The following is an 11,438-nucleotide window of genomic DNA, read 5'->3' on the forward strand; positions in this document are numbered from 1 at the left end:
ACCCGGGCCGTAACCCTCAGAGCTCGCCCTGGGCTTCCATCAATGCGCGCAGAAGCTTTTCTTCCGACATGTCATCGACCACCGGACGATCCATCTCGCCGCCCATCAGAAGCGCCATCTGGTCTTCTTCCGGTTCGTCAACCTCGATCTGGGTCTGGTAGCTTTCGATCATCCGTTCGCGCAGTGCATCGGCCGACTGGGTCTCCTCGGCGATCTCGCGCAGGGCGACGACCGGGTTCTTGTCGTTGTCACGATCAACGGTGATCGGGGATCCGGCCTGGATCTCGCGCGCACGATGGGCGGCCAGCATCACCAGTTCGAACCGGTTCGGAACCTTGTCAACGCAATCTTCGACCGTCACGCGGGCCATGGGCTACTCCATACCGAAGCTTCGCTGGAAGTCGCCTCTTTATGCCCATCGGACAGACTTGACAAGCGCGGAATCGCTGCAAATCAAAGCGGTTTCACGGCGGCGCGATCTTCCGGTGGCAGGGCATCCAGCATCTGCAGCACGCCGAGCCCCGTCCGCGGGTGCACCCAGTCGGGCGCGACATCGGCAAGCGGAACCAGAACGAAGGCACGGTCCTGCAGACGCGGATGCGGCAGGATCAGGCGGTCGGGCGTGGTACGCACCTGCGCTTCGGGCGGCAGAAGACGCCAGCGATCCTGGGTTTCGGCATCGGGCAGAACCGAATCGCCAACAGCCAGAAGATCGATGTCCAGCGTCCGCATACCCCAGCGCTGCGCGCGCTCGCGCCCGAAGCGGGCCTCGACGGCATGAAGACGCGCAAGAATTGACGTAAGGTCAACATCTTCGCTGCAAGTCAGCAGCGCTGCGGCGTTCACATAGTCAGGGCCCGCCCCCGCCGGAAAGCAGGGCGTGGCGAACAACCGGCTAAGTGCAAATAATTGCAGACCTTCCCCGGACAAGGCCGCCACAGACTTCAGGATCGTCTCAGCCGGACCCGCGCCGTCGAACGGCAGATTTGCGCCGAATGCAACCAGAAGCTGCCCGTTTTTCCCGACATTCACGTTTATTGTCTCACAGTTGACTTGTCCGCGCCCGCGCCGGCCTGATATTCACGGGCAGTTGGTCGGCGAGCTTCACTACACCACGTGATCCAGACACGAAAGCACGTTCGGCGCAGCGCTTTGAGGGGACCATAATGTTTTACAAGGACGAACGGCTTGCGCTGTTCATAGATGGATCGAACCTTTACGCAGCCGCCAAGGCTCTGGGCTTCGACATCGACTACAAGCTTCTGCGGATGGAGTTCATGCGCCGCGGCAAGCTTCTGCGGGCTTTCTACTACACGGCGCTGCTGGAGAACGAGGAATACTCGCCCATCCGCCCGCTGGTGGACTGGCTGCATTACAACGGCTTCACCATGCGGACAAAGCCGGCAAAGGAATACACCGACAGTCAGGGGCGGCGGAAGGTCAAGGGGAACATGGACATCGAACTGTGCGTCGATGCCATGGAACTTGCGCCGCGCCTGGATCATGTGGTGCTGTTCTCGGGCGATGGCGACTTCCGCCCGCTGGTGGAAAGCCTGCAGCGCCAGGGGGTTCGCGTTTCGGTCGTTTCGACGATCCGCAGCCAGCCGCCGATGATCGCGGACGAACTGCGCCGTCAGGCCGACAACTTCATCGAACTGGACGAGCTGCGCGAGGTGATCGGACGCCCGCCACGCGAGCCGCGCCCGGTGACGAACGAAGAGATCGCGGTCGAGGCAAAGTGACGCCGGCCCCTTCGCCCAGATGATCCCGCTGGCGGGACTGTTCCTTGCGGCCTTCCTGGCCGCAACTCCGGTTCCCTTCCAGTCCGAAATCGTGTTCCTGGGCCTTCAGGCCGCGGGATGGCCGGCCTTGATACTGGTTCTGGTCGCCTCGTCCGGCAACGTGTTGGGGTCGTGCCTGACCTACGCGCTGGGGCGAGGCTTTGGCGGCCTGCACGAACACCCGCGGTTTCCGGTCCGCCCGGCGCAGCTTGCGCGCGCCGAAGGCTGGTTCGCGCGCTGGGGTCTGTGTTCGCTGCTGCTGTCTTGGGCGCCCGGGGGTGATCTGATCGTCTTTGTCGCCGGGCTTCTGCGGGCGCCTCTTCCGTTGGTGCTGCTGCTGCTGATCATCGCCAAGACCGGGCGCTATCTTGCGCTGGCCTGGGCCGGGGGCACGGCACTGTCGCTGGTCTGAGCGCCGATCGGGCTGGACCTGCGGCGCGGCGCGGCTTACCTCTGGGCCAAGCGAAGGATGTCAGATGACCGAAAGAACGCCCCTGACCCTATACCTCGCCGCCCCGCGCGGCTTTTGCGCGGGCGTGGACCGGGCGATCCGCATCGTCGAGATGGCGATCGAGAAATGGGGCGCCCCGGTCTATGTCCGGCACGAGATCGTGCACAACCGCTTTGTGGTCGATGGCCTGCGGGCCAAGGGGGTGGTTTTCGTCGAGGAACTGTCGGAATGCCCCGACGACCGGCCCGTGGTCTTCTCCGCCCATGGCGTGCCGAAATCGGTGCCGCTCGAGGCCGCAAGCCGGCAGATGATTGCCGTCGATGCAACCTGCCCACTGGTGACCAAGGTCCACAACGAGGCCGCGCGGCACCACGAAAATGGCGTACAGATGATCTACATCGGCCATGCGGGTCACCCGGAAACTGTTGGCACCATGGGCCAGTTGCCGCCCGGCGAGGTGCTGCTGGTGGAAACCGTCGAGGATGTGGCAAGGCTTCAGGTCCGCGACCCGGCGAAGCTGGCCTTCATCACCCAGACCACCCTTTCGGTCGATGACACCGCCGCAATCGCAGCAGCGCTGAAGGAACGCTTTCCACTGATCCACGCACCCGCACACGACGACATCTGTTATGCCACCACGAACCGGCAGGCGGCAGTCAAGGCCATCGCGCCGAAGATTGATGCGCTTCTGGTGATCGGGGCGCCGAACTCCTCGAACTCGAAACGGCTGGTCGAAGTCGGCGCCGCGGCGGGCTGCGGCTATTCCATGCTGATCCAGCGCGCCGCCGACATCGACTGGCGCGCGCTGGGTGGGGCCCGTGCAATCGGCCTGACCGCCGGTGCCAGCGCGCCGGAAGTGCTGGTGAACGAGGTGCTCGACGCCTTCCGCGTCCGGTTCGACGTGACGGTGGAGCAGGTCGAAACCGCCGTCGAGGACATTGAATTCAAGGTTCCCCGCATCCTGCGCGAACCGGCATGACACGCCCGTTCGCGGGCGGCAGCCGTATGGCAGTGCCCCCACCGGACCGCGCAACCCGCACCGTCCGGCACCTTCGGGCCTGGGCCGCCCAGAGGGGAGCTGGCAGGGGTCCGGTGACGTGGGAAAGCCTTACTTCCGAAAGGTGGCGGGGCCTGCTACACGGGATCGCGGTGGACAGGCGGAACCGACCTGCCGGAAACGCATCGTGAAACCCATGGAAGGCCCGGAATGAACCGCCTGGCACGCAGCCTGACCCTTGCTGCCCTGCTTGCCACCCCGGCACTGGCCCAGGACGCGCCTGTTCTGGCAGAGCTGTGGGCGAACAACGGCAGCCTGCCGCCGGAATTTGCCTGGGAAACCGGTGTCACGATCCACGACAACGGGCAGCTGACGCTGAGGCACTGCAGGGGCTATGAAACCGATGGTCCGGCCTGCAAGACCCGCAAGGCGAAGGTCGGAGCCGACGCTCTGGAGGCGATCCGTGCAGCGGCCAAGACCAGCGGCCTGCACGACAAACCGGCGCGCCCGCCAGAGGTGGTGATGGTCGGAGGCGCCATGACCGGCGGTCTGGTCTGGCTGGACGGCCAGCGGATCGACCTGCCGGCAGAGGTGCACGAGGACGACTTGGACCGCGTGTCCGGGGTGATGCGCGCGATCCGGGCCGCGATCCCGGACCGCTTCGACCGTTTCCTTGACGATTGATCCCGCTGGTCTTGGCCGCTGCATCGGGCTAGATCAGCCAAATGACCGACGACCGCCGCATCCCCCGCCCTGCCCTGCTGCTTGGCCTTGCCGGGCTGATCCCGTTTCTATGGTCTGCCGCAACACACCTGTCACCCGGGCTGCTGGCCTGGGCCGGGCAATGGCTGCCGCCAATGTTCCTGGGCGCCTATGTCGGCATCACCTACGGAACGGTCATCCTGTCGTTCATGTCCGGCGTGCTCTGGGGCTTTGCCACCCGGGCAGATGGATCGGAGGCTGGCATCGCCTACGCCTTGTCCGTCATCCCTGCGCTGTGGGTCTTCTTCATGGTCACCGATGCATCGGCGAACTCGGTGATCTTCCTGGCGGCCGGCTTTGTGGGGCTGTTGCTGCTGGATGCCATGTATTCGGCCTGGGGACTTGCCCCGCGCTGGTGGCTGCGGCTGCGGGTGATGCTGACCATCGTGGTGCTGGCCTGCCTGGCCATCCCGTTGCAGGAATAGTCTGATGCCCGAACTTTTCGCCTTTACCGACGGCGCCTGTTCCGGCAACCCCGGCCCGGGCGGCTGGGGCGTGCTGATGCAGGCGCGTGAGGGCAACACAGTGGTCAAGGAACGCGAACTCTCCGGCGGCGAGCCGTTGACCACGAACAACCGCATGGAACTGATGGCGGCGATTTCCGCCCTCGAGGCGCTGTCGCGGCCGTCAGAGATCGTCATCGTTACCGACTCGGCCTATGTCAAGAACGGGGTGACGGAATGGATTCATGCCTGGAAGCGCAAGAACTGGCGGACGGCCGGGGGATCCCCGGTCAAGAACGTCGAGCTTTGGCAAAGGCTTGATGCCGCCCAGGCACGTCACAAGGTGACCTGGCGCTGGATCAGGGGCCATGCGGGCCACCCGGAGAACGAACGGGCCGACGAACTGGCCCGTGCGGGAATGGCGCCCTTCAAGGCCACGGCATGACCCCGGCATTCACGCTTCTCACGGCGCTAGACTATGCCTCGGTCCTGATCTTTGCCCTGACCGGCGCGTTGGCGGCCAGCCGTTCACAGCTTGACATCGTGGGCTTCATCTTCATCGCGTGCCTCACCGCCGTGGGGGGCGGTACGATCCGCGATGTGATTCTGAACCGCGAAGTCTTCTGGGTCGCCGATCCGGTGGTGATCGCGGTCGCCTCGGCTGCCGCCATCGTGGTCTTTTTCACGGCCCATCGGCTGGAAAGCCGATACCGTGCGCTTCTATGGTTCGATGCCTTCGCCCTGGCGGTTGCTGTGCCTGCCGGCGTGGCCGTCGCGCTGGCCGAAGGCAAGGACTGGCCGATCGTGCTGGTGATGGGAATGATTACCGGCTGCATGGGCGGGCTGATGCGCGACGTGGTCTGCAATGAGGTACCGCTGGTGCTGAAGCAGGGCGAACTTTACGTCACCTGCGCCTTTGCCGGGGCGCTTGGTGCGGTGCTGGCCGGTCTTGCAGATCTGCCTGCGGGTGCGGCTCTGACGATCTGCGCAGGCATCGTCTTCATCCTCCGGGCGGGTTCCATCGCCTTCGGATGGCGCCTGCCGGTGTACAGGTCGCGGCCCCCAAGACCCGGAGCCCCGAAACGCTAGGCTTGCCGGATGAACGAACATTCGTTTACGCTGGTCCCATGCCACGCACCCGGACCATTCCCGACAGTCAGGTTCTTGCCGCCGTGCGCCATCTGCTTGGCGAGGGCGGCGAAAGGGCAGTCAGCTTTGCTACCGTTGCTGCGGCAACCGGACTGGCCCCGCCGACATTGGTCCAGCGCTACGGCAGCCGCGAGGCGATGGTGCGCGCGGCTCGCATGGCTGCCTGGGACGAACTGGGCAACCGCACGACAGAAGCCATCAGCGCGACAGCAAACAAGGGGCCCCAAGCCCTGCTGAAGGCCATCGGGCCGGTGGACATCGCTGCGATCGCCTCGGACCTGCGTGACCCCGACCTCGCCCAGCGGGCCGCGGCTTGGCGCGCGACGGTCGAGGCGGCCCTAGCCCTGCGTCTGGGGACGGGCAGCAAGGCGAAAGAGGGCGCTGCACTGCTTTTCGCCGCCTGGCAGGGACAGGCCCTATGGGCAGCGGCTGGTGATGACGGATTCCGGCTGAAGGATGCTGTCAAGCGGCTTACCTAGCCCAGGTCTTCCACGCCCAGATCAGCAGAAGCGCCCCAAGCAGCGCACCGACGAAACCGGCACCCATTCCGACAAGCATCACCAACCCGCGCAACACCATCCCGCCGATCAGCGCGCCCAGCACACCAAGCGCAATCGTTGATGGTGTATCCAGATCGACACGAAGAATCCGGGTGGCCAGAAACCCGGCCGCAACCCCCACAACCAGAAGCCAGATGAGCGGCATGTGATCCCTCCCCCGTATCCTGCGGGTGATATGGGCACCCCCTGCCCCGTATACTATAGCCGATCAGGAAGATTCAGACCACGCAGCACCTCGGCGGCAGGCATCGGACGCTTGCCCTCGCGCTGTGCCTCGGTGATCTCGACGGCACCCTCGCCGCAGGCGACCGTAAAGCCCGAAAGCACCTGACCCGGCTGCCCCCGGCCCGGGGCAAGGCGGGACCGCAGCAGCTTCACCCGCTCGCCCCGCACCTCTATCCACGCGCCGGGAAAGGGGGAAAGACCACGGATCAGCCGGTCCACCTCGACTGCGGGGCGGGTGAAATCCACGCGCGCCTCGGACTTGTCGATCTTGGCGGCATAAGTCACACCCTGTTCTGGCTGTGGTTCGGGGCGCAGCTCCGGCAACCGGGCCAGGGCCTCGACGATCAGCCGCGCGCCAAGCGCGCTGAGCCGGTCGTGCAGGTCGGCCGCCGTGTCCTCGGCGCCGATGGCCACAGCCTCGCGCAGCAGCACCGGTCCGGTATCAAGACCCGCATCCATACGCATGATGCAGACCCCGGTCTCGACATCGCCGGCCATGATGGCCCTCTGAATCGGTGCCGCACCGCGCCAGCGGGGCAGAAGCGAGGCATGGATGTTCAGGCAGCCATGGCGCGGCGCATCAAGGATCGGCGGAGGCAGGATAAGGCCGTAGGCGACCACCACGGCCACGTCCGCCCCCAGCGCAGCGAAATCCTGCGCGGCTTTCTCGCTGCGCAGCGAAACCGGGTGCCGCACCGGCAACCCAAGCGCCTCGGCCCGGGCCTGAACGGGACTTGGACGGTTCGCCCGCCCCCGACCTGCCGGTCGCGGCGGCTGGCAATAGACGGCGGCGATCTCATGCCGCCGATGCAAGGCATCCAGCACCGGAACCGAGAACTCGGGCGTTCCCATGAAAACGATTTTCATTTCTGACGCCTCACCTTTTCCGCCCTTGCGATAAGCATTTTCCGTTTGAGAGGCGAGAGGTGGTCGAAATACATCTTGCCGGCCAGATGGTCGATCTGATGCTGCACGCTGGTGGCCCACAGACCCACGAAATCGCGCTCTTCCACCACGCCCCGATCATTCAGGAAACGCACCGTAACCGCACGCGGCCGCGCGATGACCGCCGACACCCCCGGCAGATTCGGCGAGGCTTCCTCATGTTCGCGCAACTGAATGCTTGCATGCAGCACCTCGGGGTTGGCCATCCGCACCGCCTGCCCCCGGGTTTCGGAGCAATCCACTACCGCCAGCCGCAGGGGCACGCCGATCTGCACCGCGGCAAGCCCATAGCCCGGCATGGCCTCCATCGTGTCGATCATGTCGGCCCAGATCGCGCGGATCTGGTCGGTGACGGCCTCGACGTCCGAGGCAGGCGACCGCAGCACCGGATGCGGCCACGGCAGACAGCGGCGAACGGTCATCGCAGCAACTCTGCCTCTGCCCTTGCGCGCATCTCGGGCGACACGCGGTCCAGCGTCAGGATGCCGTCCAGGTGGTCGTGTTCGTGCTGGATGCAGATCGCGGCAAAGCCGTCAAAGGCCGCCTCCCGCGCGGCGCCATCCAGATCTGTCCAGCGCACATGCACCTGCGTGTACCGCTCGACCTCGATCACCGGGCCGGGGATCGACAGGCACCCCTCCGGCCCGGTCAAGCGGTCGCCAAAGGGCTGCAGCTCGGGGTTCACGAAGACCATGGGGGACGGCTTGCCTGACTTCCAGCCCACATCCATCACGAAAACCCGCAAGAGATGGCCAACCTGCGGCGCCGCAAGTCCCCGGCCCGGCGCCGCATACATCGTCTCCAGCATGTCGGCCGCCAGCCGCCGCAGATCGTCGTCCGGCACGGCAGGTGCGCAGGGGCGGGAAAGGCGGGCATCTGGCCATCGCAGGATAGGCAGCAGCATCGGGATACCTCTGTGTCAGCTCTGCGGCATAGCCTTCCCGGCCGGAAAAGTCACCCCGGAAGGCCTGTGGGCAGGATGGGGCGCGTGTCCATGACCGCGGCGGGTCGTCGGGACTGCCGGATCACCAGGCCAAATGGTCAGGCACCAAGGATAAGACCAGATCTTGCGCCCGAAGCCGCATCAGACTGCGCGGGCGCGCTCGCGCTTCAGCTTTTCCATCTTGCGGGTGATCATCTGGCGCTTCAGCGGGCCCAGATAGTCGATGAACAGCTTGCCATCCAGATGGTCGATTTCATGCTGCACACAGGTCGCCCAAAGACCCGAAAACTGCCGCTCCTGCTCAGTCCCCGTCTCGTCAAGCCAGCGGACCTGCACCTCGGCCGGGCGCTTCACCTCGGCATACTGGTCAGGGATCGACAGGCACCCCTCCTCGAAGGTCGAGACATCCTCCGAAGCCCAGATGATCCGAGGATTGAACAGGATCAGCGGTTCGGGTGGACCGTCCTTGATGCAGTCCATCACGATCAGCCGCTTCGTTACGCCGACCTGCGGCGCAGCCAGACCGATTCCGGGGGCGTCATACATCGTCTCCAGCATGTCGGCCGCAAGCGCCCTCAGCTCGGGGGTGATTTCGGCCACCGGCTCGCAGACCTTCTTGAGGCGCGGATCGGGATGGATCAGGATAGGGTGGATCATGGAAAGGGATCTACGAAAGCCGATGCGTCATGGCAAGGGGAGGGTGATCCGGCAGGGTTGCGGCGGCGCATTGCGACAATCGGGACACTTTCCCGCCTCAAACGTATACTGCGGATCCATTTTCGCTCTTGTGTTATTTTTTGGAATGATTTTTTAAAATTTTGCATTATTCGGACAAAAATCCCCCACTCAGGACTGGTGACATGACCTTCGACACCCCCATCGACCGCACCGGCAGCCATTGCGTCAAATGGGACATGATGCCGGCGCTCTACGGCCTTGCCCCGGATGAGGGGTTGGCCATGTGGGTAGCCGACATGGAATTCCGCCCGCCTGCCTGTGTGCAGCAGGCGCTGGAGCGGATGCTGGCCCACGGTGTCTATGGTTACTTCGGCGATGACCGGGCCTATCTCGAGGCGATCCGCTGGTGGATGGCCTATCGCCACGGATGGGACGTGGCGCCGGAATGGATATTCACCACCCATGGCCTTGTGAACGGCACCGCGCTTTGCATCCACAGCTTCACCCGGCCGGGTGACGGCATCATCCTGATGACGCCCGTGTATCACGCCTTTTCGCGGATCATCAAAGCGGCCGGACGCGAGGTGGTGGAATGTCCGCTGGCGCTGGCAGAGGGCAAGGCGCAACTGGACATCCCCGCCTGGGAGGCGCAGCTGACCGGGCGCGAAAGGATGGTGATCCTCTGTTCCCCACACAATCCGGGCGGACGGGTGTGGAGTGGCGACGAACTGCGCGCAGTGGCGGACTTCTGCCAAAGGCACGACTTGATCCTTGTCTCGGACGAGATCCACCACGATCTGGTCTATCCCGGTCACACTCACACTGTCATGGCAAAGGCCGCGCCCGGAATCGCCGACCGACTTGTGATGATGACCGCCACGACCAAGACCTTCAACATCGCCGGCGCCCATATCGGCAACGTCATCATCGCCGACCCGAAACTGCGCAAGACCTTCGCCAATACGATCAATGCCATGGGCATATCGCCCAATTCCTTCGGCATGCACATGGCGACCGCAGCCTACTCGCCCGAAGGCGCGGCCTGGGTCGATGACCTGATGCGCTATCTCGACGGCAACCGGAGGCTCTTTGACGAGGGCATCGCAACGATCCCCGGACTGCGCTCAACCCCGCTGGAGGCCACCTATCTGGCCTGGGTCGATTTCTCGGGCACCGGGATGGCCGCGGCGGATTTCATCGCGCGGGTCGAGAAACAGGCGAAGATTGCGACGAACCATGGCGAAAGTTTCGGCAAGGGCGGCGCAAGCTTCCTGCGCTTCAACCTCGCCTGCCCGCGCGCCCAGGTGGCCGAGGCGATCCGGCGCCTGCAGAGGGCCTTTGCCGACCTGCAATGACCCGCCCTGACCGCCTTCTTGCCTGGCTTGTGCTGATCGCGCTGTTCGGTGTGATGATCGCGTCATTCTTCATGCCGCGTGAAGAGGTTGCCCTTCCCCCACCCCCGCCGCTTGCGGGCCAGATCGATCGGATCGTGATCGAAAAGGCCGCACGTCGCATGCAACTGATCCAGAATGGCAAGCCGGTGCGGACCTACCGGATCGCGCTCGGCTTCGCGCCCGAGGGTGACAAGGAACGGCAGGGCGACGGGCGAACCCCGGAAGGAGAGTTCACCATCGACCGGCGCAATGCAAAAAGCGCCTTCCATCTGTCGCTCGGGCTGGACTACCCGCAGAGAACCCATCGGGCACGGGCAGCCGAAGCAGGGGCGGATCCGGGCGGTGACATCTTCATTCATGGCCAACCGAACGCCCTGCCCGAGGGGTTCAAGCTGCGTGGCGACTGGACTGCGGGCTGCATCGCGGTGACGAACGCCGAGATGCGCGAAATCTGGAAGGTCACGCCGGTCGGCACCAAGGTCGAGATCCGCCCCTAGCACCGTGGCCCGGCTGCCTGTTCACCCTTTCCGGTCGGCCGCGGTCTGTCGATTGCTGACTGTAGCCCCGATAGCTTGAACCGGTCCTTCCGGTGTGCCAAGCCCGCGTTGCGCGTCAGCCGAATTCGCGTGGTAATGTCTTCGGCACGCCTGGCTGTGCCTCGGTCGCCGCCACACCATCACACACTGGCAGCATGGATTCCTGGCAAGTCAGGCGCGTGGCAGATAGCCTACGGGCGCATTCTCGTCGCGCCAGAAGTCCAGCGCCGCCCGGTCCTGCACTGCCGTAGCCCGCTTGAAATCGCAGACGAGTTCGCCGTTTTCGATGAAAGAGGCCACGATCAGGCACTGGAACACATGGCGAGAGCCATCGTACACATCGACCAGCCCACGCAGTTTGCCCGGCGAAAGGTCGGCATCCAGGGCAAAGCCGCTGTCCCAGAAGCGAAGCACCGGAAAGACCGCATCGCCCACCTGAACACGAAGTCGCGCGCGACGCTTCAGATCCTTCTTCCGCGCGGCATCCAGCCCTTCGCGGATCTCTTTCGGCAGAAACTCAAGCATCGCAGGGCTCTTTGGCAGCAGTTACGGAATTGTTGTACCGGACATGAAG

General features: G+C 64.7%; 18 protein-coding genes. 10 read left to right on the forward strand and 8 right to left on the reverse strand.

What is annotated here, in order from left to right; genetic code table 11:
* Positions 1-16: 16 nt before the first annotated feature.
* Together rpoZ and folK are read right to left on the reverse strand one after the other, a co-directional pair.
* Positions 17-370 (reverse strand): DNA-directed RNA polymerase subunit omega, encoded by a 354-nt coding sequence (rpoZ, locus tag EZM81_RS09740; protein WP_135450773.1) that lies wholly within the window; start codon positions 368-370, stop codon positions 17-19.
* 83 nt (positions 371-453) lie between these two features.
* Positions 454-1,032: a 2-amino-4-hydroxy-6-hydroxymethyldihydropteridine diphosphokinase gene (gene folK / locus EZM81_RS09745; protein ID WP_248298185.1), complete on the reverse strand. Its 579-nt coding sequence runs from the start codon at positions 1,030-1,032 to the stop codon at positions 454-456.
* 134 nt (positions 1,033-1,166) lie between these two features.
* Here folK and EZM81_RS09750 point away from each other — a divergent pair, with 134 nt between their 5' ends.
* The 8 genes from EZM81_RS09750 (at position 1,167) to EZM81_RS09785 (ending at position 6,062) form a co-directional block, all read left to right on the forward strand.
* Positions 1,167-1,742: an NYN domain-containing protein gene (locus EZM81_RS09750; RefSeq protein ID WP_135450771.1), complete on the forward strand. Its 576-nt coding sequence runs from the start codon at positions 1,167-1,169 to the stop codon at positions 1,740-1,742.
* 19 nt (positions 1,743-1,761) lie between these two features.
* A complete protein-coding gene (locus EZM81_RS09755) occupies positions 1,762-2,193 on the forward strand; it encodes a YqaA family protein (protein WP_136645582.1) in 432 nt (143 codons plus the stop codon).
* A gap of 64 nt (positions 2,194-2,257) precedes the next feature.
* Positions 2,258-3,211 (forward strand): 4-hydroxy-3-methylbut-2-enyl diphosphate reductase, encoded by a 954-nt coding sequence (ispH, locus tag EZM81_RS09760; RefSeq protein ID WP_136645583.1) that lies wholly within the window; start codon positions 2,258-2,260, stop codon positions 3,209-3,211.
* 228 nt (positions 3,212-3,439) lie between these two features.
* Positions 3,440-3,913, forward strand: a complete 474-nt coding sequence (locus tag EZM81_RS09765) for a hypothetical protein (RefSeq protein ID WP_136645584.1) — start codon at positions 3,440-3,442, stop codon at positions 3,911-3,913.
* 41 nt (positions 3,914-3,954) lie between these two features.
* The gene (locus EZM81_RS09770; protein ID WP_135450767.1) at positions 3,955-4,416 is read left to right on the forward strand and encodes a DUF3429 domain-containing protein; all 462 of its coding nucleotides are present in this window, start codon (positions 3,955-3,957) and stop codon (positions 4,414-4,416) included.
* 4 nt (positions 4,417-4,420) lie between these two features.
* The gene (gene rnhA, locus EZM81_RS09775; RefSeq protein WP_136645585.1) at positions 4,421-4,879 is read left to right on the forward strand and encodes a ribonuclease HI; all 459 of its coding nucleotides are present in this window, start codon (positions 4,421-4,423) and stop codon (positions 4,877-4,879) included.
* Positions 4,876-5,523, forward strand: coding sequence for a trimeric intracellular cation channel family protein (locus EZM81_RS09780; protein WP_136645586.1), 648 nt, complete (start codon positions 4,876-4,878; stop codon positions 5,521-5,523). Before rnhA ends, EZM81_RS09780 begins: the two co-directional genes overlap by 4 nt.
* Positions 5,524-5,561: 38 nt before the next feature.
* Complete coding sequence (locus EZM81_RS09785; RefSeq protein WP_136645587.1) at positions 5,562-6,062, forward strand: TetR family transcriptional regulator; 501 nt, start codon at positions 5,562-5,564, stop codon at positions 6,060-6,062.
* Here the strand turns inward: EZM81_RS09785 and EZM81_RS09790 are convergent.
* From EZM81_RS09790 to def (EZM81_RS09810), 5 genes are all read right to left on the reverse strand, one after another.
* The gene (locus tag EZM81_RS09790; protein ID WP_136645588.1) at positions 6,055-6,288 is read right to left on the reverse strand and encodes a GlsB/YeaQ/YmgE family stress response membrane protein; all 234 of its coding nucleotides are present in this window, start codon (positions 6,286-6,288) and stop codon (positions 6,055-6,057) included. The genes EZM81_RS09785 and EZM81_RS09790 overlap by 8 nt on opposite strands.
* 53 nt (positions 6,289-6,341) lie before the next feature.
* Positions 6,342-7,235: a methionyl-tRNA formyltransferase gene (gene fmt / locus EZM81_RS09795; RefSeq protein WP_135450762.1), complete on the reverse strand. Its 894-nt coding sequence runs from the start codon at positions 7,233-7,235 to the stop codon at positions 6,342-6,344.
* Complete coding sequence (gene def / locus EZM81_RS09800) at positions 7,232-7,735, reverse strand: peptide deformylase (protein ID WP_136645589.1); 504 nt, start codon at positions 7,733-7,735, stop codon at positions 7,232-7,234. Before def (EZM81_RS09800) ends, fmt begins: the two co-directional genes overlap by 4 nt.
* Positions 7,732-8,217, reverse strand: a complete 486-nt coding sequence (gene def, locus EZM81_RS09805) for a peptide deformylase (protein ID WP_136645590.1) — start codon at positions 8,215-8,217, stop codon at positions 7,732-7,734. Before def (EZM81_RS09805) ends, def (EZM81_RS09800) begins: the two co-directional genes overlap by 4 nt.
* A 180-nt stretch (positions 8,218-8,397) precedes the next feature.
* Positions 8,398-8,913, reverse strand: a complete 516-nt coding sequence (def, locus tag EZM81_RS09810; protein WP_136645591.1) for a peptide deformylase — start codon at positions 8,911-8,913, stop codon at positions 8,398-8,400.
* Between the two features lie 203 nt (positions 8,914-9,116).
* Here def (EZM81_RS09810) and EZM81_RS09815 point away from each other — a divergent pair, with 203 nt between their 5' ends.
* Both EZM81_RS09815 and EZM81_RS09820 read left to right on the forward strand, forming a co-directional pair.
* Entirely contained in the window at positions 9,117-10,289 is a 1,173-nt protein-coding gene (locus EZM81_RS09815; protein WP_136645592.1) for a MalY/PatB family protein, read from the forward strand.
* Positions 10,286-10,825 carry a murein L,D-transpeptidase family protein gene (locus EZM81_RS09820; RefSeq protein WP_136645593.1) on the forward strand — a complete coding sequence of 180 codons (540 nt, stop codon included), beginning with the start codon at positions 10,286-10,288 and terminating at the stop codon, positions 10,823-10,825. Before EZM81_RS09815 ends, EZM81_RS09820 begins: the two co-directional genes overlap by 4 nt.
* A gap of 210 nt (positions 10,826-11,035) precedes the next feature.
* Here EZM81_RS09820 and EZM81_RS09825 read toward each other — a convergent pair whose 3' ends face one another.
* On the reverse strand, positions 11,036-11,389 hold the full coding sequence (locus tag EZM81_RS09825; RefSeq protein ID WP_135450756.1) for a hypothetical protein: 354 nt from the start codon (positions 11,387-11,389) through the stop codon (positions 11,036-11,038).
* Between the last annotated feature and the right edge of the window lie 49 nt (positions 11,390-11,438).

This window comes from Tabrizicola sp. YIM 78059 (assembly GCF_004959785.1).
Taxonomy (GTDB): Bacteria; Pseudomonadota; Alphaproteobacteria; order Rhodobacterales; family Rhodobacteraceae; genus Tabrizicola; species Tabrizicola caldifontis.

Bases quoted from the DNA above. Each gene is read 5' to 3' on its own strand.
- EZM81_RS09825 (WP_135450756.1), bottom strand. From the start codon at position 11,389: ATGCTTGAGTTTCTGCCGAAAGAGATCCGCGAAGGGCTGGATGCCGCG.
- EZM81_RS09750 (WP_135450771.1), top strand. From the start codon at position 1,167: ATGTTTTACAAGGACGAACGGCTTGCGCTGTTCATAGATGGATCGAAC.
- EZM81_RS09815 (WP_136645592.1), top strand. From the start codon at position 9,117: ATGACCTTCGACACCCCCATCGACCGCACCGGCAGCCATTGCGTCAAA.
- EZM81_RS09785 (WP_136645587.1), top strand. From the start codon at position 5,562: ATGCCACGCACCCGGACCATTCCCGACAGTCAGGTTCTTGCCGCCGTG.
- rnhA (WP_136645585.1), top strand. From the start codon at position 4,421: ATGCCCGAACTTTTCGCCTTTACCGACGGCGCCTGTTCCGGCAACCCC.
- def (WP_136645589.1), bottom strand. From the start codon at position 7,735: ATGACCGTTCGCCGCTGTCTGCCGTGGCCGCATCCGGTGCTGCGGTCG.
- EZM81_RS09755 (WP_136645582.1), top strand. From the start codon at position 1,762: ATGATCCCGCTGGCGGGACTGTTCCTTGCGGCCTTCCTGGCCGCAACT.
- ispH (WP_136645583.1), top strand. From the start codon at position 2,258: ATGACCGAAAGAACGCCCCTGACCCTATACCTCGCCGCCCCGCGCGGC.
- EZM81_RS09770 (WP_135450767.1), top strand. From the start codon at position 3,955: ATGACCGACGACCGCCGCATCCCCCGCCCTGCCCTGCTGCTTGGCCTT.
- EZM81_RS09780 (WP_136645586.1), top strand. From the start codon at position 4,876: ATGACCCCGGCATTCACGCTTCTCACGGCGCTAGACTATGCCTCGGTC.
- EZM81_RS09820 (WP_136645593.1), top strand. From the start codon at position 10,286: ATGACCCGCCCTGACCGCCTTCTTGCCTGGCTTGTGCTGATCGCGCTG.
- fmt (WP_135450762.1), bottom strand. From the start codon at position 7,235: ATGAAAATCGTTTTCATGGGAACGCCCGAGTTCTCGGTTCCGGTGCTG.
- EZM81_RS09765 (WP_136645584.1), top strand. From the start codon at position 3,440: ATGAACCGCCTGGCACGCAGCCTGACCCTTGCTGCCCTGCTTGCCACC.
- EZM81_RS09790 (WP_136645588.1), bottom strand. From the start codon at position 6,288: ATGCCGCTCATCTGGCTTCTGGTTGTGGGGGTTGCGGCCGGGTTTCTG.
- rpoZ (WP_135450773.1), bottom strand. From the start codon at position 370: ATGGCCCGCGTGACGGTCGAAGATTGCGTTGACAAGGTTCCGAACCGG.
- def (WP_136645591.1), bottom strand. From the start codon at position 8,913: ATGATCCACCCTATCCTGATCCATCCCGATCCGCGCCTCAAGAAGGTC.
- def (WP_136645590.1), bottom strand. From the start codon at position 8,217: ATGCTGCTGCCTATCCTGCGATGGCCAGATGCCCGCCTTTCCCGCCCC.